Origin of the sequence: Pseudomonas sp. (assembly GCF_051660785.1) — a bacterium.
In the GTDB taxonomy this organism is placed as follows: domain Bacteria; phylum Pseudomonadota; class Gammaproteobacteria; order Pseudomonadales; family Pseudomonadaceae; genus Aquipseudomonas.
This window is the reverse complement of record NZ_JBOFQE010000116.1, coordinates 1-24493: the sequence shown is the minus strand read 5'-3', so window position 1 is coordinate 24493 and position 24493 is coordinate 1. Positions and strand designations below refer to the sequence as shown.

Annotated in this window: 20 protein-coding genes; 14 read left to right on the top strand and 6 right to left on the bottom strand. The window is 59.9% G+C overall.

What is annotated here, in order from left to right; all coding sequences use genetic code 11:
- Positions 1-223 precede the first annotated feature (223 nt).
- The 6 genes from recC (at position 224) to ACRC4F_RS31075 (ending at position 11934) form a co-directional block, all read left to right on the top strand.
- On the top strand, positions 224-3676 hold the full coding sequence (gene recC, locus ACRC4F_RS31100; RefSeq protein WP_438662733.1) for an exodeoxyribonuclease V subunit gamma: 3453 nt from the start codon (positions 224-226) through the stop codon (positions 3674-3676).
- Positions 3673-7362 (top strand): exodeoxyribonuclease V subunit beta, encoded by a 3690-nt coding sequence (gene recB / locus ACRC4F_RS31095; RefSeq protein WP_438662732.1) that lies wholly within the window; start codon positions 3673-3675, stop codon positions 7360-7362. The genes recC and recB overlap by 4 nt, the downstream gene beginning before the upstream one ends.
- Positions 7359-9467 carry an exodeoxyribonuclease V subunit alpha gene (recD, locus tag ACRC4F_RS31090; protein ID WP_438662731.1) on the top strand — a complete coding sequence of 703 codons (2109 nt, stop codon included), beginning with the start codon at positions 7359-7361 and terminating at the stop codon, positions 9465-9467. Before recB ends, recD begins: the two co-directional genes overlap by 4 nt.
- 117 nt (positions 9468-9584) lie before the next feature.
- A complete protein-coding gene (locus ACRC4F_RS31085) occupies positions 9585-10160 on the top strand; it encodes a YfiR family protein (protein WP_438662730.1) in 576 nt (191 codons plus the stop codon).
- Complete coding sequence (locus ACRC4F_RS31080; protein WP_438662729.1) at positions 10157-11425, top strand: diguanylate cyclase domain-containing protein; 1269 nt, start codon at positions 10157-10159, stop codon at positions 11423-11425. Before ACRC4F_RS31085 ends, ACRC4F_RS31080 begins: the two co-directional genes overlap by 4 nt.
- 56 nt (positions 11426-11481) lie before the next feature.
- Positions 11482-11934 carry an OmpA family protein gene (locus ACRC4F_RS31075; protein ID WP_438662735.1) on the top strand — a complete coding sequence of 151 codons (453 nt, stop codon included), beginning with the start codon at positions 11482-11484 and terminating at the stop codon, positions 11932-11934.
- Here ACRC4F_RS31075 and ACRC4F_RS31070 read toward each other — a convergent pair.
- Positions 11931-12878, bottom strand: coding sequence for a LysR family transcriptional regulator (locus tag ACRC4F_RS31070; protein WP_438662728.1), 948 nt, complete (start codon positions 12876-12878; stop codon positions 11931-11933). The genes ACRC4F_RS31075 and ACRC4F_RS31070 overlap by 4 nt on opposite strands.
- 149 nt (positions 12879-13027) lie before the next feature.
- Between ACRC4F_RS31070 and ACRC4F_RS31065 the strand changes: the two genes are divergently transcribed.
- Complete coding sequence (locus ACRC4F_RS31065; RefSeq protein ID WP_438662727.1) at positions 13028-14554, top strand: CoA-acylating methylmalonate-semialdehyde dehydrogenase; 1527 nt, start codon at positions 13028-13030, stop codon at positions 14552-14554.
- 10 nt (positions 14555-14564) lie between these two features.
- Positions 14565-15452 (top strand): 3-hydroxyisobutyrate dehydrogenase, encoded by an 888-nt coding sequence (gene mmsB, locus ACRC4F_RS31060; protein WP_438662726.1) that lies wholly within the window; start codon positions 14565-14567, stop codon positions 15450-15452.
- Positions 15453-15617: 165 nt separating this feature from the next.
- On the opposite strand, the gene ACRC4F_RS31055 is transcribed toward mmsB, so the two are convergent.
- The 4 genes from ACRC4F_RS31055 to ACRC4F_RS31040 all read right to left on the bottom strand — a co-directional run bounded on the left by ACRC4F_RS31055 (position 15618) and on the right by ACRC4F_RS31040 (position 17998).
- On the bottom strand, positions 15618-15962 hold the full coding sequence (locus ACRC4F_RS31055; protein ID WP_007946320.1) for a cupin domain-containing protein: 345 nt from the start codon (positions 15960-15962) through the stop codon (positions 15618-15620).
- Between the two features lie 109 nt (positions 15963-16071).
- Complete coding sequence (locus tag ACRC4F_RS31050; protein WP_438662725.1) at positions 16072-16443, bottom strand: MerR family transcriptional regulator; 372 nt, start codon at positions 16441-16443, stop codon at positions 16072-16074.
- 49 nt (positions 16444-16492) lie between these two features.
- Positions 16493-17068 carry an NAD(P)H-dependent oxidoreductase gene (locus ACRC4F_RS31045; RefSeq protein ID WP_438662724.1) on the bottom strand — a complete coding sequence of 192 codons (576 nt, stop codon included), beginning with the start codon at positions 17066-17068 and terminating at the stop codon, positions 16493-16495.
- Between the two features lie 45 nt (positions 17069-17113).
- A complete protein-coding gene (locus ACRC4F_RS31040; protein WP_438662734.1) occupies positions 17114-17998 on the bottom strand; it encodes a LysR substrate-binding domain-containing protein in 885 nt (294 codons plus the stop codon).
- Positions 17999-18174: 176 nt separating this feature from the next.
- On the opposite strand from ACRC4F_RS31040, the gene ACRC4F_RS31035 reads away from it, so the two are divergent.
- Entirely contained in the window at positions 18175-18939 is a 765-nt protein-coding gene (locus tag ACRC4F_RS31035; protein WP_438662723.1) for a sulfite exporter TauE/SafE family protein, read from the top strand.
- Here ACRC4F_RS31035 and ACRC4F_RS31030 read toward each other — a convergent pair.
- Positions 18929-19243 (bottom strand): putative quinol monooxygenase, encoded by a 315-nt coding sequence (locus ACRC4F_RS31030; protein WP_438662722.1) that lies wholly within the window; start codon positions 19241-19243, stop codon positions 18929-18931. The genes ACRC4F_RS31035 and ACRC4F_RS31030 overlap by 11 nt on opposite strands.
- A 161-nt stretch (positions 19244-19404) precedes the next feature.
- Between ACRC4F_RS31030 and ACRC4F_RS31025 the strand changes: the two genes are divergently transcribed.
- The 5 genes from ACRC4F_RS31025 to ACRC4F_RS31005 all read left to right on the top strand — a co-directional run.
- Positions 19405-19995: an NAD(P)H-dependent oxidoreductase gene (locus ACRC4F_RS31025; RefSeq protein ID WP_438662721.1), complete on the top strand. Its 591-nt coding sequence runs from the start codon at positions 19405-19407 to the stop codon at positions 19993-19995.
- A gap of 184 nt (positions 19996-20179) precedes the next feature.
- Complete coding sequence (locus ACRC4F_RS31020) at positions 20180-21091, top strand: LysR substrate-binding domain-containing protein (protein ID WP_438662720.1); 912 nt, start codon at positions 20180-20182, stop codon at positions 21089-21091.
- Between the two features lie 103 nt (positions 21092-21194).
- The gene (locus tag ACRC4F_RS31015) at positions 21195-22088 is read left to right on the top strand and encodes an NAD-dependent epimerase/dehydratase family protein (protein ID WP_438662719.1); all 894 of its coding nucleotides are present in this window, start codon (positions 21195-21197) and stop codon (positions 22086-22088) included.
- A 205-nt stretch (positions 22089-22293) separates the two neighbouring features.
- Positions 22294-23739 (top strand): SulP family inorganic anion transporter, encoded by a 1446-nt coding sequence (locus ACRC4F_RS31010; protein ID WP_438662718.1) that lies wholly within the window; start codon positions 22294-22296, stop codon positions 23737-23739.
- A gap of 275 nt (positions 23740-24014) precedes the next feature.
- A partial coding sequence (locus tag ACRC4F_RS31005) for a GntT/GntP/DsdX family permease (protein WP_438658321.1) occupies positions 24015-24493 on the top strand: 479 nt, incomplete at its 3' end.

Sequence of the window (24493 nt, the reverse complement as noted above, 5' to 3'; positions counted from 1 at the left end):
AGCAGTGAAACGATGCATCGCCGATGGTAGTGTGGGGTTTCCCCATGTGAGAGTAGGTCATCGTCAAGATTAAATTCCGAAACCCCAATTGCGAAAGCAGTTGGGGTTTTGTTTTGCCCGCAGGAAAGTTCGTACAGCAACATCGGACGGCTCCCGGCTGTCACAGTCTCCCGACAATGCTAAGGTTCGGCCCTAGCTTTTGTATTTTCCCAAGGAAGCCTTTATGCCGGACGCGACGTCCCTCAGTGCTGGTTTTATGGTGGTTCACGGTAACCGCCTGGACGAGTTACGCAGCCTGGTGGTCAGCTGGATGCGGCGCTACCCGCTGGCTCCCTTGGAAAACGAAATCGCCCTGGTTCAGAGTAACGGCATCGCCCAGTGGCTGAAGCTGGCTCTGGCTGAAGACCCTGAAGACGACGACATGGGCGGCTGCGGAATTGCGGCAGCCATCGACGTTCAACTCCCGGGTAGCTTCATGTGGCAGCTCTACCGCATGGTTCTGGGCCGCGATGAAATTCCGGTCAAATCCCTGCTCGACAAGGCTCCACTGACCTGGCGCCTGATGCGTCTGCTTCCGCAGCTGATCAATCAGCCGCATTTCGAACCGCTGCAACGCTTCCTGACCAATGACTCCGATCTGCGCAAGCGTTACCAGTTGTCTGAGCGGTTGGCGGATCTGTTCGACCAATATCAGGTATACCGGGCCGACTGGCTCGAAGACTGGGCAGAAGGTCGTCATCAATTGCGAAACGGCAGAGGCGAAGCAAAGCCCCTCACTCCGGCCAACTGTTGGCAAGCAGAGTTGTGGCGCGCTCTGTTAGTGGATGTGGGTGAGCAAGGCATGGCGCAAAGCCGCGCCGGTGTTCATCAACGGTTCATCGAGCGTATCAACAGCCTCGACGTGGCACCCAGTGGATTGCCTTCACGGGTGATCGTTTTCGGCATCTCTTCTCTCCCGGCACAAGCCCTGGAAGCACTTGCCGGATTGGCCCGATTCAGCCAGGTTCTGCTGTGCGTACACAACCCATGTCGTCACCATTGGGCTGACATCGTCGCCGATAAAGACCTGTTACGGCATCAATACAAGCGCCAGGCCCGCAAAAGCGGCATGCCTGTTGTGCTCGATCCGCAAACCCTTCACCAACATGCTCACCCGCTATTGGCGGCTTGGGGCAAGCAGGGGCGGGACTACATCAATCTGCTCGACAGCTACGACGATCCCAACAGCTATCGCTCGGCATTTCGAGATGGGCGCATAGACTTGTTCAGCGATAGCCAACCGCAGAACATGCTCAACCAGTTGCAGGATGACATCCTTGAACTGCGCCCCCTGAATGAAACTCGCGAGCTCTGGCCGCCTATCGATCTCAGTAAGGACGAATCGATTCGTTTCCACATCGCCCATAGCGCCCAGCGCGAGGTGGAGATCCTCCACGATCAGCTGCTCGCACGCTTCAGTGCAGATCCGAACTTAAAGCCTCGCGATGTGATCGTGATGGTTCCGGACATCGACAGTTACGCGCCGCACATCCGTGCAGTATTTGGTCAACTTGATCGCTTCGATTCGCGCTTCATTCCTTTCACGCTTGCGGATCAAGGTCAACGCGGTCGTGATCCGTTGCTGATCGCTGTCGAACATCTGCTCAAATTGCCCGACAGCCGCTTTCCCGTCAGCGAGATCCTCGATCTGCTGGACGTTCCGGCGCTACGCGCCCGCTTCGGTGTCGAGGAACGTGACTTGCCAACCCTGCACCGCTGGATCGAAGGCGCTGGTATTCGCTGGGGGATGAATGCCGAGCAGCGCGCGGGATTGGGTCTGCCTCAAGAGCTAGAGCAAAACAGTTGGCGTTTCGGCCTGCGTCGGATGTTGCTCGGTTATGCCGTCGGCAGCGCCATTGCCTGCGAAGGCATCGAGCCTTACGACGAGATAGGCGGTCTGGATGCTGCGCTCATCGGTCCGTTGGTCGCACTACTGGACGCATTGGAGATTGCTCACCAGGAACTGACTCAACCGGCACCGCCCAAGCAATGGGGCACTCGGTTGCAAGCGTTGGTGCAGCTGTTCTTCCAGGCCAGCAATGAGCATGACGATTACTTGCTGGCCCAACTCGAAGAACTGCGGGAAACCTGGCTTGAGACCTGCGAGTCAGTGGGCCTGCATGATGAACTGCCGTTGACCGTGGTCCGTGAAGCCTGGCTGGCAGGCCTCGACCAGGGTCGTCTGTCCCAGCGTTTTCTGGCCGGAGCCGTGAACTTCTGCACCTTGATGCCGATGCGAGCGATCCCGTTCAAACTGGTCTGTCTGCTCGGAATGAATGACGGCGATTACCCGCGAGCGCAGCCACCGCTGGACTTCGATCTCATGGGCAGCGACTACCGTCCGGGTGATCGTTCCCGGCGCGAGGATGACCGCTATCTGTTGTTGGAGGCTCTGTTGTCGGCACGTGACCAACTCTATATCAGTTGGGTCGGCCGCAGCATTCGGGACAATAGCGAGCGTCCGGCTTCGGTACTGATTGGCCAACTGCGCGATCACCTGGCCGGCGGCTGGCGATTACAGGCCGACAGTGAAAAGCTGCTTGAGGTCATGACTCAGGAACACCCGCTGCAACCCTTCAGCGCCCGCTATTTTCATGAGGGTGACGAGCTGTTCAGCTTCGCCAGCGAATGGCAGGTGCTTCACCAGACTGGTGAACAGGCAACGGACATCCAGGTCCTTGATGCCTATGTTCAGGAAGAGCCGCTAAGCCTCGGTCAATTGCAGGATTTTCTGCGCAATCCCGTACGACATTTTTTCAGCCAGCGACTCAAGGTGTTCTTCGAAGCCGCTGAAGCACCCTTGGCCGATGAAGAACCCTTCGTACTCGATGCTCTTCAGCGTTACAGCCTCAGTGACAGTTTGCTGGAAGCTGCGCTCGGGCAACTGGATCACGTCGATCATGCGCTTGAGGCTCAGGCAAAACGTCTGCAAAACAGCGGGCTCTTGCCCATGGCCGGTTTCGGCGAATGCCTGCAGCGAGAGTTGATCGAGCCATTGCCGGATCTGTTGCAGCGTTACCAACAGCTCCTGGCGTTGTGGCCGACACCGCTCACCAGCGCGTTGCCTGTCAACCTCGAGCTGGAAGGCCTTCGCCTGGAAGGCTGGCTCAGTGGCCTGCACCAACGTGCAGATGGCGGCCTGCTGTCTGTCACCACCATTCCCAACAGCATCGGTTCGATCAAGACCCGCAAGTGGCATCGCCTGACGCGTCCATGGGTCAACCACTTGGTCGCTTGCGCCAGCGGCATGTCGATGACCACCGCGTTAGTGGCCAGTGACGACAGTCTGCTATTAGCCCCTTTGGAGGAGGGCACTGCACGTCATGCCCTGAGTAACCTGTTGCAGGCATGGCAGACGGGCATGCGCCAACCCCTTCCGATTGCCGCGAAAACCGCCTTCGCGTGGCTCTCTCAAACTGACCCGGTCAAAGCCGAGGCAGCCGCTCGCAAGACCTATGAAGGCGACGGCCAAACCACCGACGGCGAGCGCCGCGAAAGCCCGGCACTCTCCCGACAGTTCGCTGATTACGATGCTCTGACCGCCGACGAGACCTTCCCCGATTGGTGCAACGCTTTATACAAACCAATGCTTGAAGCCTCTTGGCGTTCATTGACCAGCGAGGAGGCGCGCTCATGACCACGAAGACACCACTGGCCCTGGCATTCCCCCTGCGCGGCAGTCAACTGATCGAAGCCAGCGCCGGTACTGGCAAGACCTTTACCATTTCTGCGCTGTACCTGCGTCTGGTCCTCGGTCATGGCGGCGATTCGAGCGGATTCGGGCGTGAACTGTTGCCGCCGCAGATCCTCGTTGTAACGTTCACCGACGCCGCAACCAAAGAGCTGCGTGAACGCATTCGCACCCGCCTCGCCGAAGCGGCGCGATACTTTCGTGATGAGATCGATGAACCCGATAGCCTCATCGCTGAACTGCGTGATGAGTACCCGCCCGAACAGTGGTCCGGCTGCGCAAACCGTCTGGACATCGCCGCGCAGTGGATGGATGAAGCCGCCGTCTCGACCATCCACAGTTGGTGCCAGCGCATGTTGCGCGAGCACGCTTTCGACAGCGGCAGCCTGTTTACCCAGACCCTGGAAACCGATCACAGCGATTTGCTGGGCGAAGTCCTGCGCGATTACTGGCGGCTGTTCTGCTACCCGATGCAGGGAGATGCGCTGAGCTGGGTCCGGGGGAATTGGGGTGGGCCGGCGGCGTTATTGCCGCGCGTACGCAGTTTGTTCGCCAGCGAGCGTGACAGCGTTGAGGGCAAGGAGCCTTCCGAGCTGATCACCGAGTGCTTGCAGGAACGACGATCAGCCTTGCTTGAACTCAAGATGCCTTGGCGCCAATGGGCGGATGAGCTGCTTGCCATCTGTCATCAAGGTGTCGCGAGCAAAAGCGTCGACGGTCGAAAGATGCAGGCCCGATATTTCGAACCCTGGTTCGAAAAGCTGAAAGCCTGGGCTGACGATGAGTCCCTCGAGCAGCTGGATATTGGTACGGGCTTCACTCGCCTGACGCCTGACGGTATGGCCGAAGCCTGGAAGGGCGACGCCCCCAGTCATCCAGGGCTGGATGCCATGCCCGGGCTCAAGGTCAGCCTCGACGGCTTGCCTACCCCCGACGCTGCCGTTCTGCAACACGCCGCTCAGTGGGTCGGTGCACGGTTCGAGGAAGAAAAGCGTCGCCGTGCGGAGATGGGCTTCGATGACATGCTGCTGCGGCTTGATGCGGCGTTGCAGTCCGATGGCGGTGAACGCCTGGCGACCCTGATTCGTGAGCAGTTTCCGGTAGCGCTGATCGATGAGTTTCAGGACACCGACCCGGTGCAGTACCGGATTTTCGAAAGTATCTACCGGATCGAAGACAACAACCCTGAATGCGGCCTTTTTCTGATCGGCGATCCCAAACAAGCGATCTACGCTTTTCGCGGTGCCGACATCTATACCTACCTGCGCGCCCGCCAGGCCACCGCTGGCCGATTGCATACACTGGGTACGAATTTCCGTTCCAGCCACGGCATGGTCGGTGCGGTGAATCATGTGTTCGAGCGCGCCGAGTCTCGTGAGCTGGGACGAGGTGCATTCCTGTTTCGTGAAAAGAACGGTGAGAACCCGGTACCGTTCCTGCCCGTCGAATCCCAAGGGCGCAAAGAAGTTCTGTACATTGATGACCAGGTCGTTCCGGCCCTGAACATCTGGCACCTGTCTGCCGATCAGCCACTGTCCGGCGCTCAGTACCGAGAAAAACTCGCTGCTGCTTGCGCCACTGAAATCACCGCACTACTCAATGGCGGCCAACTAGGTCGGGCAGGTTTCATAGAGAAGGACAAGGACTTCAGGGGCCTGCTGCCAGCGGACATCGCGATTCTGGTCCGCGACGGCAAAGAGGCCCAGGCCGTACGCGGCGAGCTGTCTGCACGCGGTGTGCGTAGCGTTTACCTGTCGGACAAGGATTCAGTATTCGCCGCGCAAGAAGCCCACGACCTGCTGACCTGGCTAAAAGCCTGCGCCGAGCCGGATGTCGAGCGGCCGCTTCGAGCCGCGTTGGCCTGCATCACGCTGAACCTTTCCCTGGCGGAGCTGGAGCGGCTGAATCAGGACGAACTGGCTTGGGAAGCGCGGGTCATGCAGTTCCGCGGTTATCGCGAGTTGTGGCGCAAACAAGGCGTGCTGCCCATGCTGCGGCGTTTGCTGCATGACTTCCAGTTACCACGATCACTCATCGCGCGCAGCGACGGCGAACGTGTACTGACCAACCTGCTGCACCTGTCCGAGTTACTGCAACAAGCCGCTGCCGAGCTTGATGGCGAGCAAGCGCTGATTCGTCATTTGTCCGAGCATCTGGCGTTGTCCGGTCAGGCCGGCGAAGAACAGATCCTGCGCCTGGAAAGCGACGAGCAACTGGTCAAGGTCGTGACCATTCACAAGTCCAAGGGCCTTGAGTATCCCTTGGTGTTTCTGCCGTTCATTTGCTCGGCTAAACCCGTGGATGGCAGCCGTTTGCCGCTGCATTACCACGATGCAAACGGCAAGGCGCAAGTGAGCTTGAAACCGACTGCCGAGTTGATCGCCCTGGCCGACGATGAGCGTCTGGCGGAGGACCTGCGTTTGCTCTATGTCGCCCTGACCCGGGCGCAACATGCCTGCTGGCTTGGCGTGACCGATCTCAAGCGTGGCAATAACAACAGCTCGGTGCTGCACCTTTCTGCGTTGGGTTATTTGCTGGGCGGCGGAGCTCCACTGGCCGAATCCGCAGGTTTGAAGCGCTGGCTGGACGACTTGCAGCAAGGCTGTCCGGCGCTGAGCAGCAGTGAAATCCCTGAGGCAACCGCCGAGCATTACAATCCCCCACGCAATGACGCGACGTTGCTCGCGCCACTGATACCCAAGCGCAAGGCCAGCGAAAACTGGTGGATTGCCTCGTACAGTGCCTTGCGCATCGGCGACAGTCTGAGCGTGGGCAGTGACGAAGCTCCGGAGAACCCGCAAGCGCAAAAGCTCTTTGACGACGAACGCCTCGATCCGGAGGCGCCACGAGAAGTGGCCGCCGGTGGTGCCGATATCCATCGATTCCCCCGCGGCCCCAACCCTGGCACCTTTCTCCATGGTTTGCTGGAGTGGGCCGGTGATGAAGGTTTTTCTGCTGCACCACAAGTTGTGGAAGACGCGATTGCCCGTCGCTGCAATCGCCGTGGCTGGGAAGGCTGGATCACCACGCTGAGCGATTGGCTGCAACACTTGCTCAAGTCTTCGCTGCACCTCGGCGGGGGGCAGGCTCCGGTCGTATTCGAACAGCTCACCCAATACCGCGTCGAGATGGAATTCTGGTTTGCCAGCCATAAAGTCGATGTGCTCAAGCTGGATGAACTGGTGCGCAAACATACCCACAACGGCGTTGCACGGGTGGCCGCTGAACCGGTATTGCTCAACGGCATGTTCAAGGGTTTCATCGACCTGACGTTCGAACACGACGGCCGATATTACGTTGCCGATTACAAATCCAACTGGCTGGGACCCGATGACGCGGCTTACACCGAACAGGCCATGGAGCAGTCGATTCTCGACAATCGTTACGATCTGCAATACGTGTTGTACCTGCTGGCCCTGCATCGCCAGCTCAAGGCGCGGCTTGCCGACTACGATTACGACCGGCATGTCGGAGGCGCTGTATACCTGTTCTTGCGCGGTACGCGGGCATCCACCCAGGGCGTTTATTTCGCCCGTCCGCCCAGAGAGCTGATCGAGCATCTGGATCGTCTGTTTCAGGGCAAAGCAGAACCGAAGGCCGAACCCGCCTGGGAACAGGGAGTACTGCTATGAGTCGCACCTTCGCCGATTTGCTGCCGACGCCATTGGCGGCCGAAAGCCTGGCGGATCTGGCGCCGCTGAGTCGCGCCGATGATTTGCTGCTGTTGCTGACGCGCTGGGTTGAACGCGGCTGGCTGCGGGCGCTGGACAAGGCCTTTGTAGCCTTTCTCCACGAGCTTGCCCCCGACGATGATCCGTTGGTGTTGCTCGCCGCCGCATTGACCAGTCACCAACTGGGTCACGGCCATGTCTGTCTGGATCTGTTCGAGACGCTCAAAGAGCCGGATTTCGCCCTGTCTTTGCCACCGGAAGGCGATCTGCAAAGTGGTGCGATGTTGTTGCCGTCGCAATTGCTTGAAGCGCTGGACGGTGCCCATTGGTGCAAGGTCCTGGCGTCCAGCCGGCTGGTGGCGCTGGCCGTCGATGGGCGTGAGGCTGCGCAATCGCGGCCCTTGGTTTTATCGGGCAAGCGCCTTTACCTGCGCCGCTATTGGGTTTACGAACGACGCATCGACAGCGCGCTGCGCCTGCGCCTGGCTGAACACGAAACAACGCCGGATGATTTACTCCAACGCCTGACCGGTTTGTTCGGTCCAGTCCAATCCGGCGAGGTGATCGACTGGCAGAAACTCGCTTGTGCCCTGGCTACCCGTAGTGCGTTCAGTATCGTCACTGGCGGTCCGGGTACCGGCAAGACCACTACGGTCGTGCGGTTGCTGGCATTGCTCCAGGCTCCGGCTGTTGAGGCCGGTAAACCATTGCGCATCCGTCTTGCCGCTCCTACCGGCAAAGCGGCAGCACGACTGACAGAGTCCATCAGCCAGCAAGTCCGGACGCTGGAAGTGGCAGAAACGGTAAGAGAAAAAATCCCGTCTGACGTCACCACCGTGCACCGGCTGCTGGGCAGTCGGCCCGGTACCCGGCACTTCCGTCACCATGCCGGTAATCGTTTGCCGCTGGATGTACTGGTGGTGGACGAAGCGTCGATGATCGACCTGGAAATGATGGCTAACCTGCTCGACGCGATGCCGGCCCATGCCCGACTGGTGTTGCTCGGTGACAAGGACCAGTTGGCCTCTGTGGAGGCCGGCGCTGTGCTGGGTGATCTTTGCCGCGACGCCGAGGCCGGTTGGTACAGCCCGCAGACGCGCCAGTGGCTGGAGACGGTCAGTGGTGAAAATCTGAACGCCAGTGGTTTGCATGAAGACGCTGACGGAACTCACCCTTTGGCCCAGCAAGTGGTGATGCTGCGTCACTCACGCCGGTTCGGTGAGGGCAGCGGCATTGGTCAGCTGGCCCGATGGGTTAACCAGCAGCAGCCGGAAGAAGCCCGCAAGTTGCTGAACGCTCGAAGTCACGACGACGTGTTTTCCTTGACCCTCAAGGGTGAGCAAGACCGAGCCCTGGAGCTCTTGCTGCTTGAAGGCCATGGTGACGGACCGCAAGGTTATCGCCACTACTTGAGCCTTCTTCGCAGCCAGCGGCCACCGCTCGACAGCCCGCTCGAAGATTCACGCTGGACCGAGTGGGCACGTCAGGTGTTGCAAGCCTTCGACGCCTTCCAATTGTTATGCGCCGTACGCAAAGGGCCGTGGGGCGTGGAGGGGTTGAATCAACGTGTGACCGCCGCGCTGCTCAAGGCCCGACTGATCGACAGCGACCAGCAGTGGTACGAAGGTCGTCCCGTATTGATGACGCGTAATGACTATGGCCTCGGCTTGATGAACGGCGACATCGGCATTGCCCTCAAGCTGCCGGAACGCGATGGGCCCGAGGCGGGCAAGCACGTGCTGCGTGTCGCGTTCCCGCGCAATGATGGTCAGGGTGGCGTGCGATTCGTTCTTCCGAGTCGGCTCAACGATGTCGAAACGGTTTACGCCATGACCGTACACAAATCCCAAGGCTCGGAGTTCGCCCATACGGCGTTGATTCTGCCGGATGCCCTCAACCCTGTACTCACCAAGGAACTGATCTACACCGGGATCACCCGGGCCAAGCACTGGTTCACCCTGATCGAGCCTCGTGCCGGGGTGTTTGAAGAGGCGGTACGGCGCAAGGTCAAGCGCTTGAGCGGGCTGATGCTGGAGTTGGACGATGGGATCGAACCGAGCCAGTGAAAGGGAGGCACTGGACGACGGAAACTGTCCGAAGTGCCGTAGTGCGCGGCCTCGCTGGGGTTTCAACGCTATGCTATCGTTGCGGCATCATTTCGTAATATCGAAGAGAATCCCTGCATGAAGGTGGCTGTCTGGACGACAGGGCGTGTCGTTGGCCGCAAGCAAGTGCTGCTCGCGGGATTTCTCTGCTTGTTGACCGGGGTGGTCTTTGCTCAATCGGAGACCCCGGTGAGCATGGCCGACCAACGTGCCAAATCGGTCACTCAGGTCGTCCTCGGGATTCTCAGTTATGCACGTTGGCCTGTTGAGCCTGCGCAACTGCGCTTGTGTGTGGTCGGCCCCACCGAATACACCGACGACCTGGTCAAGGGCACGACCCAGGCCACCGGTCGGCCCGTCACCGTGCGACGGCTGTTGGCCGACAACCCGTCGATTATCAGTGAGTGCGATGCGGTGTACATCGGCAAATTGACCGGCGATGAGCGCAGCCAACTCTTTGCGTCGCTGACAGGACGTCCGGTCCTGAGCATCAGCGAAAGCGATGATCAATGCACCGTCGGTAGCCTGTTTTGCCTCAGAGTCACTGATGATCAGGTGTCTTTCGAGGTCAACCTCGATTCGGTCGCCCGCAGCGGTGTACGCATTCACCCCAGTGTGTTGCAACTGTCCCGTCGCAAGTCGGCGGCGCCATGAGGCTATTCAAACCGGGGAGTCGCCCCACCTTGCGCTCGGTCATTGGCCGCGGGCACTTGATCGTCGCCCTGGTGGGTGTGGCCATGGCCAGCGTCTCACTGACATTGCTGGGGGTTCTGGCGTTGCGGGTGTATGCCGACCACAACCTGCACCTGATCGCACGCTCGATCAATTACACAGTGGAAGCCGCGGTGGTGTTCAACGACAAAGCCGCGGCCACTGAGGCCCTGGCGTTGATCGCCTCCACTGAAGAAGTCGCCGACGCCAAGGTGCTGGATGAAAAAGGCCGCTTACTGGCGCATTGGCAGCGACCGGAAACCGGGCTGTTCTCCGAGCTCGAAATGCAGATCGCCAAGGCATTCCTCGAAAAACCCATCGACATGCCGATCGTCCATCAAGGGCGGGAAATCGGCAGCATCCAGCTCACCGGGCACGGTGGCAGCCTGATGCGTTTTCTGCTCAGTGGCCTGATGGGCATTGTTCTGTGTACGGCCATCAGTGCCTGGGTCGCCCTCTATCTGGCACGTCGGCAACTTCGCGGGATCACCGGGCCTCTTCGCAGTCTGGCCGCGGTAGCCCACGCTGCTCGCAGCGATCGAGCCTTTGACCGGCGTGTGCCGCCTGCCGACATTGCCGAACTCGACAATTTCGGCAACGACTTCAATGCCTTGCTCGACGAACTCGAGTCCTGGCAGACCCACCTGCAAAGTGAAAACGAAACCCTGGCGCACCAGGCCAGCCACGACAGCCTGACCGGGTTGCCGAATCGGGCGTTCTTCGAAGGCCGACTGATTCGTGCCCTGCGTAATGCCCACAAGCTCAATGAGCGCGTGGCCGTGCTGTTTCTCGACAGCGACCGGTTCAAGGAAATCAATGACAGCTTCGGTCATGCCGCCGGCGACGCCGTGTTGGTTGCGGTGGCCAGCAGGGTTCGGGCGCAGCTGCGTGAAGAGGATCTGGTGGCGCGCCTGGGCGGCGATGAATTTGCAGTGTTGCTGACGCCTCTGCACAAAAACGAAGACGCCGAGCGGATTGCCGACAAGATTCTCGCCAGCATGGAGGTGCCAATCCCGATACCGGGCCATAACCAGGTCTTGACCTCGCTCAGTATCGGCATTGCCGTGTACCCGGATCATGGCGCCACACCGGGCGCGTTGCTCAATGCCGCCGACGCGGCCATGTACCAGGCGAAGCGCCTTTCCCGAGGTGCGCAACACACGTCCGGGTCGGAGCACCCGGTTGCCCACGTTCAAACCAGGAGCTAATTGTTGTGTTCTCAATCACCCCGCTTTCCCTGCGATTCTTCGCGATCACCTTGTTCATGGCCGTGCTGGCATTGAGCGGGTGCCAGACCGCACCGCAAAAGGGCCTGACCCCGGCGCAAATCGCTGTACTCAAACAACAAGGTTTCGAACTGACCGATGAAGGTTGGGCGTTTGGTTTATCCGGCAAAGTGCTGTTTGGCAGTGACGACGACAGTCTGAACGTCGCCAGTACCGAGATCGTCCAAAAGATCGGCAAGTCATTGCTCGGTGTAGGCATCGAGCGAGTGCGGGTCGACGGTCACACCGATGCCTCGGGTAAAGAGACCTACAACGAACAACTCTCCCTGCGTCGCGCCAAAAGCGTCGGCAAGGTCCTGACCACGGTCGGCATGAAAGACGAAAACATTCAGCTGCGTGGTCTCGGCAGCAGTCAGCCAGTGACGTCGAACGACACCGCTGCTGGCCGCACCGAGAACCGCCGGGTATCGATCGTGGTGAGCGCCGACTAATCGGCGAACAGCATCTCCCGGCTTTCACCCATCAACAGACGCTGATTCTGCTCAGTGACGGCGCGGATGTAATCCCACAGCAAAGTGATCCGCTTGAGCTTGCGCAAATCCTCGCGGCAGTACATCCAGAACTGCCGGGTAATGTTGATCTCTTCCGGCAACACCGGCAGCAAGCGCGGGTCCTGGGCCGCGAGGAAGCACGGCAGAATCGCCAGCGAGCGTCCTTGCTGCGCCGCCACGAATTGCGCGATCACACTGGTGCTGCGCAAGTTGGCGCTGGCGCCGGGCAGCACGTTCGCCAGGTACAACAGCTCCGAGCTGAACGCCAGATCATCCACATAACTGATGAATGCATGCTTGCCCAGGTCGGCCGGACGGCGGATCGGCGGGTGCTTGTCCAGATAGTCCTGAGTCGCGTAGAGCTGCAATTTGTAGTCGCAAAGTTTGCAGCAGACGTACGGGCCATGCTCCGGACGCTCCAGGGCGATGACGATGTCCGCCTCGCGCTTGGACAGGCTGATGAAGTGCGGCAGCGGCAAGATGTCCACCGAGATCGCCGGGTAGGCGTCGACGAAATGACTCAGCTGCGGGGTGATGAAAAAACTGCCGAACCCTTCGGTGCACCCCATGCGCACATGCCCGGACAGCGCCACGCCGGAGCCGGAAACCTGTTCGCACGCCATGTGCAATGTGCTTTCAATGGACTCGGCGTAACCGAGCAATCGCTGCCCTTCAGCGGTCAGGACAAAACCGCTGGTCCGGGATTTCTCGAACAGCAAAGTCCCAAGCGCCGCTTCAAGCGAGCTGATGCGCCTCGACACGGTGGTGTAGTCCACCGCCAGGCGCTTGGCCGCAGTGCTGGCCTTGCGGGTGCGGGCGACTTCGAGGAAAAACTTGAGGTCATCCCAGTTCAACGAGCCTAAGGACGTGATGTTTTTTTGCATGATGGACCGGCTTTTATGTGCGTTCTTATTAGAAGTTTGCACATCTATACTCCAAAAACAGTCCGACAACCAATTCGCGACACACGCCTCATCTCAAGGCGACTTATCCGCCTTGGCTCCCTGCATAACAACAAGTCCAGGAGACCAGCATGAACGCATCGCTCACGCCCAACGAAACCACTGTCCAGAACGTCAAGCTGTTGATCGACGGCGAGTGGGTCGAGTCCAAGACCACCGAGTGGCACGACATCGTCAACCCGGCGACCCAGCAAGTGCTGGCCAAGGTTCCGTTCGCCACCGCGCAGGAAGTGGACGCCGCGATCAGCGCCGCCCACCGCGCCTTCCAGACCTGGAAGCTGACGCCGATCGGCGCGCGGATGCGCATCATGCTCAAGCTCCAGGCGTTGATTCGCGAACACTCCAAGCGCATCGCCGTGGTGCTCAGCAACGAGCAGGGCAAAACCATCGCCGACGCTGAGGGCGATATCTTCCGCGGCCTCGAAGTGGTCGAGCACGCTTGCTCCATCGGCAGCCTGCAAATGGGCGAGTTCGCCGAGAACGTCGCGGGCGGCGTCGATACCTATACCCTGCGTCAACCAATCGGCGTTTGCGCCGGCATCACCCCGTTCAACTTCCCGGCGATGATTCCGCTGTGGATGTTCCCGATGGCCATCGCCTGCGGCAACACCTTCGTGCTCAAGCCGTCCGAACAGGACCCGATGTCGACCATGCTGCTGGTAGAACTGGCAATCGAGGCCGGCGTCCCGGCGGGCGTGCTCAACGTGGTTCACGGTGGCAAGGATGTGGTGGACGCGCTCTGCACCCACAAGGACATCAAAGCTGTGTCCTTCGTCGGTTCGACCGCCGTCGGCACTCACGTCTACGACCTGGCCGGTAAACACGGCAAGCGCGTGCAATCGATGATGGGCGCAAAAAACCACGCCGTGGTGCTGCCGGATGCCAATCGCGTACAAGCGCTCAATGCGCTGGTCGGCGCCGGTTTCGGTGCCGCCGGGCAACGCTGCATGGCCACGTCCGTGGTGGTGCTGGTGGGCGCGGCCAAACAATGGCTGCCAGACCTGAAAGCACTGGCACAGAAACTCACAGTGAATGCTGGCAGCGAGCCGGGCACTGATGTGGGGCCGGTGATTTCCAAAAAAGCCAAGGCGCGGATTCTCGATCTGATCGAAAGCGGCATCAAGGAAGGCGCCAAGCTTGAGCTGGATGGTCGCGACGTGACCGTTCCAGGTTTCGAGAAGGGCAACTTTGTCGGCCCGACCCTGTTCTCCGGCGTGACGCCCGAGATGCAGATCTACACCCAGGAAATCTTCGGCCCGGTGCTGGTGGTGCTGGAAGTCGATACCCTTGATGAGGCCATCGCACTGGTCAACGCCAACCCGTTCGGCAACGGCACGGGCCTGTTCACCCAAAGCGGTGCGGCAGCGCGTAAATTCCAGACGGAAATCGACGTTGGCCAGGTGGGCATCAACATCCCGATTCCGGTGCCGGTCCCGTTCTTCAGCTTCACCGGTTCGCGCGGTTCCAAACTCGGCGACCTCGGTCCGTATGGCAAGCAAGTGGTGCAGTTCTACACTCAGACCAAGACGGTCACCAGTCGCTGGTTCGATGACGACAGCGTCAACGACGGTGTGAACACCACCATCAACTTGCGTTAAGGAGCCAGGCATGAAAATCGCTTTTATCGGTCTCGGCAACATGGGCGCGCCGATGGCGCGCAACCTGATCAAGGCCGGCCATGCGCTGAGCCTGGTCGACTTGAACAAAACCGTTCTGGCTGAACTGGAACAACTGGGCGGCAGCATCAGCGCATCGGCCCGTGAAGCGGCACAGGGTGCAGAACTGGTGATCACCATGTTGCCCGCCGCGGTGCATGTGCGCAGCGTCTGGCTGGGTGAAGATGGCGTGCTCGCCGGTATCGGCAAAGGCGTGCCGGCCGTGGATTGCAGCACCATCGATCCGCAGACGGCGCGAGATGTGGCGGCTGCTGCGGCCAAGCAAGGTGTGTCCATGGCCGATGCGCCGGTCTCTGGCGGGACTGGCGGCGCGGCGGCCGGGACGCTGACCTTCATGGTCGGCGCCACCCCTGAACTGTTCGCTACCCTGCAACCGGTACTGGCGCAAATGGGCCGCAACATCGTTCATTGCGGCGAAGTCGGCACCGGTCAAATTGCCAAGATCTGCAACAACCTGCTGCTGGCGATTTCCATGGTCGGCGTGAGTGAAGCCATGGCGCTGGGTGATGCGCTCGGCATCGACACCACGGTGCTGGCGGGGATCATCAACAGTTCCACCGGGCGTTGCTGGAGTTCGGAGATGTACAACCCGTGGCCGGGCATCGTTGAAACGGCGCCGGCCTCGCGCGGTTATACCGGTGGTTTCGGTGCCGAACTGATGCTCAAGGATCTGGGGCTGGCGACTGAAGCGGCACGTCAGGCGCACCAACCGGTGGTGCTCGGCGCGGTGGCCCAGCAGTTGTATCAGGCGATGAGCCAGCGTGGGGAAGGGGGCAAGGACTTCTCGGCGATCATCAATAGCTATCGCAAACCGCAGTAAAAGAGTGGCTTGAAATGAAGAACTGTAGGAGTGAGCCTGCTCGCGATAGCGGTGGATCAGTCAACATCATCGTTGGATGACAAACCGCTATCGCGAGCAGGCTCGCTCCTACAGTTATTGCATTGACCGGGAAATCACGTCGGGTGATCTCCCGGTTTTTTTGCATCAGGCAAACACGAAATACTTGCGCACGGTTTCAACCACTTCCCACGTGCCTTTCATCCCCGGCTCAATCACGAAAATATCACCGGCACGTAGATGGATCGGCTCTTTGCCTTCAGGGGTGATGATGCAGTAGCCCTCGCGGAAATCGCAGTATTCCCACTTCACGTATTCCACATACCACTTGCCCGGCGTGCAGATCCAGGTGCCCATGATCTTGCTTCCGTCTTCGCTGGTGTAGGCGTTGAGGTTGACGGTGTGCGGGTCGCCTTCGAGTTTTTCCCATTTGCAGGCATCGAGCACCGGCAGCGGGTGGGTGTCGCGAAGAACGGTAATGGGTGCGGTCATGTGGACTCCGGGGCAGTGGATTAGAGAACTGAAGTCGCACCCTATAGCGCCCCGCACCGGGTCAGTTGTCTGTGCTCGACATTGAGCTGTCCAGAAACGCGCATTGCCCTCAGAGACTGTTCAGCGGGCAATCGACCCTGGCCTGTTCGAGGCTGGCTTCGAACTCGACCAATTGCGAGTGCTGCAGCGTTAGCGCAGCGATCCGCTCGCTGATTTCCTGTTTCTTGGCTGCGATGACCTGACGGGCCAAATCCCACGGCATTTGCGACCCTGGATGCCCGGCGAAGATCGACTGCAATTCCTTGAGTCTGAAACCCAGTTGCTGAGCGCACTTGATGAAAATCAGAAGCTCGACGCTTTGCTGGTCATAGACACGGTATTTGCCTAGCCGTTGAGCGGCCGGCAGCAGGCCGATCGACTCATAATGACGGATGCTTTTGATCGTGGTGCCGGAGCGCTGCGCGGCTTGGCCGATGTACATGAAAAGTCCTTTTTTACCGTGGTAAACCCCCGGCACATTATCGGCAGACTCAGCGGCTGGCGATAGCCTGGGCTTGCAGCAACCAGGCCTCACGCTGGCCGGCGCTGGCGCCGAGAATCGGGCCAAACGTGAGCGTTCGACGAGGTTCGATACCGCAAAAGGCCAGGGTGGTTTTGCGCACCTGATGCAGTCCGGGCATGCGGTAAATCCAGCGGTAATACCAGGGCGGCGTGTCCATGGTCACCAATAAATGGGCACTGCGACCCTGCAGCAGTTTGTCGGGAAAGGCTTTGCCTTCGCGGTACTTGAAAGCGAAACCCGGCAGGAACACCCGATCGAAAAAGCCCTTGAGCAACGCGGGAATGCCACCCCACCAGATCGGATACACCAGTGTCAGATGCTCGGCCCACAGGATATCGGTCTGTGCCTGACGCAAGTCGGCTTCCAGCGGCTGCACCTGCTGATAACCTTCGCGCAGGACTGGATCAAAATTCATCTGGCCGAGAAACAACTGACGCACCTCATGCCCGGCGCACAATGCCGACTGTGCGTAACGCTCCGCGAGTGACGCGCAGAAACTGCTGCTGGAAGGATGACCCAGAATGACCAGAATTCGTTTGCCCATCGTCTCAGTCCTTGAAGTTGAAACCTCAAGGGTAAAGTCTGTCCCTCAGGGGAGAGTCAAGGCGTGCAGCAAAGCCTTGGCATAAGCGGGTAACGCCGCGAAGTCCCGGGCGCAGAGCAGGAGTTTGCGTTGGGCCCAGGGTTCTTGCAGTGCGAGGCTCTTGAAGGGCTGCTCACCCGGCCAGCGGTCGACGGCGGCCAAGGGCACGATTGCCAGCCCGGCACCGCGTGCGACCATGCGCATCACGCCCTCGAAACCGTCGGCGCGGATGCGGATTTTCAGGCGTGAACCGATGTGCAGCGCCTGTTCTTCCAGGTATACGGCCAGCGCGCTGTTGGCGTTCAGTCCTACATAGTCGTGGTGCAGCGTATCGCTGAAACTCAAACGTTCGGTGTCGGACAGCGGGTGGTCGTGGGGCAGAATCAATACCAGCGGATCGTCGCGAAAGGCGCGAGTCTGCAAGTCATCGGTGTCCACTGCATCGGACACGATCCCGAGGTCTGCCGCTCCCTGGCGCAATGCATGGGTGATGCGGGCGCTGGGCAGTTCCTGAAGGTCAATGTCGAGGTTCGGATGCTCGCGCAGAAAATCCGCGAGCAACTCCGGCAGGTATTCGGTGATCGCGGTGGTATTGCACAGCAACCGTACCTGACCTTTGACGCCCTTGGCGTATTCGGCCAGGTCCTGTTGCATGCGTTCGGCTTGTTGCAACAGGGCCCGGGCGTGTTTCGCCAGGGCTTTGCCGGCCAGGGTCGGTGTGACACCGCGACGGCCGCGCTCCAGGAATTCGATGCCAAGGGAAGATTCCATTGCGCGGATTCGGGCGCTCGCTGCTGCCAGGGATAAATGGCTGCGGGCGGCACCGGCGGTGATGTTGCCGGTGTCGAGGATGTTCAAGTAGAGGTGCAGGTCGATCAGGTCGAAGTGCATCGGTACAGCCTCGGGAGGTGTGTTGTCTGGACGGGCGCCTTCGTCGGATCGCCGCCCGGGGCAAGCCCGCGAAGGCGGCAGTGGCATCGATACATCCTTCAGCCTCTCCCAAAACAAGAGGCAACCTCAGTATATGGCAGATTTTCAACCGGCCAATCCAGGCTCACGATAGCCCCATGAATACTCTCGCCGCGTTCTATCAAGACCTTGGTCTGGCCCTTTCTGTGCTGGTAATCGCCACTTTCCTGCTGGCCGGCATGATCAAAGGTGTGATCGGCCTCGGATTACCCACCATCGCCATGGGGCTGCTCGGCCTGGCTATGGCCCCGTCACAGGCTGCCGCGCTGTTGATCATTCCGGCAACCCTCACCAATGTCTGGCAACTGGCATTCGGCGGGCATTTGCTCGGCTTGATCAAACGGATGTGGCCGATGCTCATGGCCATCTTCATCGGCACCGGGGCAGGCACGCTGTGGATCGGCATGGCCGGAGGTCATTGGGTGGTTCGGGCGTTGGGAGGGGCGCTATTGCTTTACTCGCTGAGCGGGTTGTTTCTACCGACCATGCGCATCGAAGGTCGAACCGAGCGCTGGCTCGGTCCGCTGTGCGGAGTGCTGACAGGCGTTATCACATCAGCCACCGGCGTCTTCGTGATTCCTGCGGTACCGTATCTGCAAGCACTGGGCTTGAGCAAAGATGAACTGGTGCAGGCGCTGGGCCTGTCGTTCACCGTCTCGACCCTCGCCCTGGCCGCCGGCCTGTTATGGCGCGGCGCCCTCGGCGGCGGTGAGTTGAGCGCATCGCTGCTGGCGCTGATACCGGCAGTACTTGGCATGCTGCTGGGGCAATGGCTGCGCCAGCGGATCAGCGCTGTGCTGTTCAAGCGCGTGTTCTTCATTGGCCTCGGCTTGCTCGGCGGCCACTTGCTGATCAGCGGGTAGCGGATGACGGGCTGAGCATCTCGATGGCGCGAATGTCGAAATCCTGTTCCAGGTATTCCATGCGCATGTCGCGGAACTGCTGCATGTGCGGCAGGTTCGAGTGCACGTCGAGGTGTTCCTGGGACTGCCAGATCTCGTAGAAGATAAACAGGGTCGGGTCCTGTTTGTCGCGCAGCATGTGGTATTCGATGCAGCCGGGCTCGGCGCGACTCGCTTCTACATGGCCGCTGAAAAACGCTTCGAAGGCGTCGGATTTTTCCGGGCGGGTCTTGGCGTGCAGGATGAAGCCTTTAATTTCACTCATCAGAAATCTCCTCAAGTTCAGAATCGGCGCAAGTCTATGGCAACAATCCGCTGTCGATTCGTGCGTATTGGTCAAATGAATTTTGCGAATTCAACGCTTATTCCGCGCGAGGCAGGTCGTTACGCTGCCGCCATCGAATTCCCAACCTTCCGAGATCCCCAATGAAAAAAGTCCTGTTGCTCAATGGCGGTAAAAAGTTCGCCCACTCCGATGGTCGCTACAACACCACCCTGCATGAAGCCGCGCTGAGCGTGCTGGATCGCGGCGGTGTCGACGTGAAAGCCACCTTCATCGACGAGGGTTACGACGTTGCTGAAGAAGTCGCCAAATTCCTCTGGGCCGACGTGATCATTTATCAAATGCCCGGCTGGTGGATGGGTGCGCCGTGGACCGTGAAGAAGTACCTCGACGAAGTGTTCACCGAAGGTCACGGCAGCCTCTACGCCAGTGATGGCCGCACCCGTTCCGACGCCTCGCAAAAGTACGGCAGCGGTGGATTGGTGCACGGCAAGCAGTACATGTTGTCGCTGACCTGGAACGCGCCGCAGCAAGCCTTCGACGACCCGACCGACTTCTTCGAAGGCAAGGGCGTGGACGCGGTTTACTTCCCGTTCCACAAAGCCAACGAATTCCTCGGCATGACCGGTTTGCCGACCTTCCTGGCGGTCGATGTAATGAAACGCCCGAATATCGAAGCCGACGTGGCGCGTTATGAACAGCATTTGACCGAAGTGTTCGGCCTCAAGGCTTGAGGCTCGGCTACTATCGATAGCATGAGTCGAGGAGCTTTTGTGGCGAGGGGATTTATCCCCGTTGGTCTGCGAAGCGGCCCCAAAAAATGGGACTGCTACGCAGTCCACCGGGGATAAATCCCCTCGCCACATGGGTCCCCTTCAACACAGTAGTATTGGGCAGGACTATCGATAAGGGACACACGTGAAAGCCAGATCCGATGAGTTGCAGATTTTCGTCTGCGTGATTGAATGCGGGTCGATTTCCGCAGCAGCCGAGCAAGTGGGGCAGACACCTTCGGCAGTCAGCCGCACACTGTCGCGGCTGGAGGCCAAGCTCGATACCACGCTGATCAACCGCACCACGCGGCGCATGGACCTGACGGAGGAGGGCAAGTATTTCTTCGAGCATGCCAAGCTGATTCTCGATCAGATGGACGAGCTCGAAGAGCGCCTGACCTCACGCCAACAAACCCCGTCCGGGCGTCTGCGGATCAACGCGGCTTCGCCGTTCATGCTGCACGCCATCGTGCCGTACATCGACGAGTTCCGTCGGCTCTATCCTGACATCCAGCTCGAACTCAACAGCAACGACCTGATCATCGACTTGCTCGAACAAAGTACCGACATCGCCATCCGCATCGGCACGCTCTCTGACTCGACTCTGCACGCACGCTCCCTGGGTTGCAGCCCGCTGCACATCGTCGCCAGTCCGGCGTACCTTGAACAACACGGCACACCAACGGCAGTCGCGGACCTGACCGGTCATACGCTGTTGGGATTTACCCAGAACGAAGGTCTTAACCAATGGCCGTTGCGCTATGTGCACGGTGATCGTTGGCCGATCCAGGCGGCGATCGGAGCCTCCAGCGGCGAGACCATCAGGCACCTGGCGCTGGACGGCCAAGGCATTGCCTGCCTGTCGCACTACATGACGATCGACGACATTCGTGCAGGTCGATTGCAGGTGCTGCTGGCGGATTTCAACAGTGGCTATCGCCAGCCAATCAACGCGGTGTACTACCGCAACTCGCAACTTGCCCTGCGCATCCAGTGCTTCCTGGACTTCATCCAGGGCAAATTGGCCGCGTATGCGAATGCGGACTTCAAAGGCTGATTCGTGACCCCTGCGCAAGGGTGATTTGGGTCAGCGGGTCTGTTTCGCCAAGGGACGGTCCTCGATACTCAATGCATCACTTATTCACGCAGGGAGTTTCTCCATGAACGTATTCGTTACCGGCGCCGCTGGTTTCATCGGTGGCTCCATTGCCACCGGTCTTGTCCGGGCGGGCCATAAAGTCACCGGCCTGGTTCGCAACGCCGACCAAGCCACTGAACTGAGCGCAATCGGCATCACCCCAGTGATCGGCACTCTTGACGACAGCGCACTACTGGCTGAGCAGGCCAACGCCGCCGATGCCGTGATCAACGCCGCCAGCAGCGACCATCGCGGCGCGGTGGAAGCCTTGCTCGATGCCCTGCGCGGCTCTAACAAAGTGTTCCTGCACACCAGCGGTTCGAGCATTGTCGGCGATGCATCGGGCGGCAAATCCAGCGACGTCATCTACTTCGAAGACAACCTGCCGGAACCGACCGTCGACAAGGCCGCCCGCGTGGCCATCGACAACCTGATCCTTGCGGCGGCCAAGGACGGTGTGAATTCGGGCGTCATCTGCAACACCCTGATTTACGGCCACAGCCTGGGCGTCAATCGCGACAGCGTGCAATTGCCGCGCTTGCTGAAACAGGCGCGTAAAAGCGGTGTGGTCCGGCATGTCGGTACGGGGCAGAACATCTGGTCCAATGTGCATATTGAAGACGTGGTGTCCCTGTATCTGCTGGCGCTGACCAAGAATGTTCCGGGCACGTTTTATTTCGTCGAAAGCGGGGAAGCGTCTTTCATCGACATGACCACGGCCATGGCTGAGGCCCTGAAGCTCGGCAAGGCGCAAGACTGGCCGTTGAAAGACGCCGAAGCCGAATGGGGTTATGAAATGGCCAACTATGGTTTGGGCTCCAACAGCCGGGTTCGCGGCAAGCATGCGCGTGAGTTGCTGGGCTGGGTGCCGAAGCGGACGTCGGTGGTTGAATGGATTCGGGACGAGATGGTTTGAGTTCGCGTTAGACCGCGTCGCTGCAATCGCGAGCAGGCTCGCTCCCACATTTTGATCTTCATAGGACACAGATTTTGTGTGCAACGGAGATCCACTGTGGGAGCGAGCCTGCTCGCGATTGCGTCTTAGGCATCCCGACAACTGGCCGGGGCGTGCTCAATTCCGTAACATCCGCTCCCTCTTTCCTTGTTGTGTCCGACCTTCCATGAAACCAAAACGTCTGCGCGCCGATGTCCTGGCCGGACTCACCACCTCGTTCGCCCTGCTCCCCGAATGCATCGCCTTCGCGCTGGTGGCTCACCTCAATCCGCTGATGGGGCTTTACGGTGCGTTCATCATTTGCACCCTGACCGCACTTTTCGGCGGGCGGCCGGGGATGGTGTCCGGTGCGGCCGGTTCGATGGCGGTGGTGATCGTTGCGCTGGTGGTGCAGCACGGTGTGCAGTATCTGCTCGCGACCGTGTTGCTCGGTGGCCTGATCATGCTGGCGTTCGGGCTGCTCAGGCTGGGCAAACTGGTGCGCATGGTGCCGCACCCGGTGATGCTCGGCTTCGTCAACGGACTGGCGATCATCATTGCGCTGGCGCAACTTGAACACTTCAAGGAGGGCGAAACCTGGCTCAGCGGTACGCCGTTGTACATGATGACCGGGTTGGTGGCACTGACGATGGCGATCGTTTACCTGTTGCCGCGCCTGACGCGTGCCGTGCCGCCGGCACTGGTGGCGATCCTGAGTGTCGGGCTGGCTGTTTATCTGCTGGGTCTGCCGACGCGCACCCTGGGCGACATGGCGCACATCGCTGGCGGCTTGCCGACGTTCGCGTTGCCAGACATTCCGTGGAGCATGGACACCCTGCGGATCATCGCGCCTTACGCGATATTGATGGCGCTGGTCGGTCTGCTGGAAACCCTGCTGACCCTGAACCTCACCGACGAGATCACCGAGAGCCGTGGTTTTCCGGATCGCGAGTGCGTGGCGTTGGGCGCGGCCAACATGGTTTCTGGCGTGTTTGGCGGTATGGGTGGTTGCGCGATGATCGGCCAGACTGTCATCAACCTCAGTTCCGGTGGTCGTGGCCGGCTGTCCGGCGTGGTGGCCGGGGTGCTGATTCTGCTGTTCATTCTGTTTCTGTCGCCGCTGATCGAGCGCATTCCGTTGGCCGCGCTGGTCGGCGTGATGTTCGTGGTGTCGCAACAGACGTTCGCTTGGGCGTCGTTGCGGGTGGTGAACAAGGTGCCGCTGAATGATGTAGTGGTGATTGTTGCGGTGACGGTCATCACCGTATTTACCGATCTGGCGACCGCCGTGCTCTGCGGGATCATCATCGCGGCGCTCAACTTCGCCTGGCAGCAGGCGCGCGAGCTGTATGCCGACGCTCATCTCGAGGCCGATGGCAGCAAGTTGTATCACCTGCACGGCACGCTGTTTTTTGCCTCGACTACGCCGTTTCTCAATCAGTTTGATCCCGCCAACGATCCGCCTGTCGTGACCATCGACTGCCGCCATTTGAGCTTCGTCGACTATTCGGCCATCGCCGCGCTCAAGACCCTGCGTGAGCGCTACGCCAAGGCCGGCAAGCATTTGCGGGTGCTGCATTTGTCCGAGCGTTGCAAGAAGTTGCTTAAGCGTGCTCGTGTGAATCACGACTGAAATCCTGATCCTGTGGGAGTGATCCTGCTCGCGATGGCGGTGTATCAGTCACCTCTCAGTTGACTGACACTCCCTCATCGCGAGCAGGCTCGCTCCCACAGGGAATCGGATGTAAATCCGCCTGCCTGATTTTCATATCCACCGACCTCGCATACCTCTGCGCGACATCCCTTACCTCTGGACGAAAATAACTTTCACCTCGTTTGAAAATCACGTCTCGAAATGTTTTAAGAGTTTCACAAAACTTTCGACGTGACCCTTTCGAGGAGTACCGCATGACCCTGTCCTTCGGCTATTGGCTGCTAGTGTATGCCGCCATCGCCATTATTGCGCTGATCGTTCTGATCGCCCGTTACCGACTCAATCCCTTCATCGTGATTACCCTGGTCTCCATTGGCCTGGCGCTGCTCGCGGGCATGCCGCCGTCCGGTGTGGTCGGTGCGTATGAGGCCGGGGTCGGTAAAACCCTGGGGCACATCGCGCTGGTGGTGGCGCTGGGCACGATGCTCGGCAAGATGATGGCCGAGTCCGGCGGTGCCGAGCAGGTGGCGCGGACCTTGATCGACCGTTTCGGCGAGAAGAACGCGCACTGGGCCATGGTGTGCATCGCCTTTTTGGTCGGGCTGCCGCTGTTCTTCGAGGTCGGTTTTGTGTTGCTGGTGCCGATCGCGTTTACCGTGGCGCGCCGGGTCGGTGTGTCGATTTTGATGGTCGGTTTGCCGATGGTCGCCGGCCTGTCGGTGGTGCATGCGCT

What these genes read in the sequence shown, in the direction of transcription:
- recD (WP_438662731.1), top strand. Translation starts at nt 7,359, where the DNA reads ATGAGTCGCACCTTCGCCGATTTGCTGCCGACGCCATTGGCGGCCGAA.
- ACRC4F_RS31070 (WP_438662728.1), bottom strand. Translation starts at nt 12,878, where the DNA reads ATGCAAAAAAACATCACGTCCTTAGGCTCGTTGAACTGGGATGACCTC.
- ACRC4F_RS31055 (WP_007946320.1), bottom strand. Translation starts at nt 15,962, where the DNA reads ATGACCGCACCCATTACCGTTCTTCGCGACACCCACCCGCTGCCGGTG.
- ACRC4F_RS31040 (WP_438662734.1), bottom strand. Translation starts at nt 17,998, where the DNA reads ATGCACTTCGACCTGATCGACCTGCACCTCTACTTGAACATCCTCGAC.
- mmsB (WP_438662726.1), top strand. Translation starts at nt 14,565, where the DNA reads ATGAAAATCGCTTTTATCGGTCTCGGCAACATGGGCGCGCCGATGGCG.
- ACRC4F_RS31025 (WP_438662721.1), top strand. Translation starts at nt 19,405, where the DNA reads ATGAAAAAAGTCCTGTTGCTCAATGGCGGTAAAAAGTTCGCCCACTCC.
- ACRC4F_RS31010 (WP_438662718.1), top strand. Translation starts at nt 22,294, where the DNA reads ATGAAACCAAAACGTCTGCGCGCCGATGTCCTGGCCGGACTCACCACC.
- ACRC4F_RS31085 (WP_438662730.1), top strand. Translation starts at nt 9,585, where the DNA reads ATGAAGGTGGCTGTCTGGACGACAGGGCGTGTCGTTGGCCGCAAGCAA.
- ACRC4F_RS31075 (WP_438662735.1), top strand. Translation starts at nt 11,482, where the DNA reads ATGGCCGTGCTGGCATTGAGCGGGTGCCAGACCGCACCGCAAAAGGGC.
- ACRC4F_RS31030 (WP_438662722.1), bottom strand. Translation starts at nt 19,243, where the DNA reads ATGAGTGAAATTAAAGGCTTCATCCTGCACGCCAAGACCCGCCCGGAA.
- ACRC4F_RS31015 (WP_438662719.1), top strand. Translation starts at nt 21,195, where the DNA reads ATGAACGTATTCGTTACCGGCGCCGCTGGTTTCATCGGTGGCTCCATT.
- ACRC4F_RS31035 (WP_438662723.1), top strand. Translation starts at nt 18,175, where the DNA reads ATGAATACTCTCGCCGCGTTCTATCAAGACCTTGGTCTGGCCCTTTCT.
- recC (WP_438662733.1), top strand. Translation starts at nt 224, where the DNA reads ATGCCGGACGCGACGTCCCTCAGTGCTGGTTTTATGGTGGTTCACGGT.
- ACRC4F_RS31045 (WP_438662724.1), bottom strand. Translation starts at nt 17,068, where the DNA reads ATGGGCAAACGAATTCTGGTCATTCTGGGTCATCCTTCCAGCAGCAGT.
- ACRC4F_RS31080 (WP_438662729.1), top strand. Translation starts at nt 10,157, where the DNA reads ATGAGGCTATTCAAACCGGGGAGTCGCCCCACCTTGCGCTCGGTCATT.
- ACRC4F_RS31050 (WP_438662725.1), bottom strand. Translation starts at nt 16,443, where the DNA reads ATGTACATCGGCCAAGCCGCGCAGCGCTCCGGCACCACGATCAAAAGC.
- recB (WP_438662732.1), top strand. Translation starts at nt 3,673, where the DNA reads ATGACCACGAAGACACCACTGGCCCTGGCATTCCCCCTGCGCGGCAGT.
- ACRC4F_RS31065 (WP_438662727.1), top strand. Translation starts at nt 13,028, where the DNA reads ATGAACGCATCGCTCACGCCCAACGAAACCACTGTCCAGAACGTCAAG.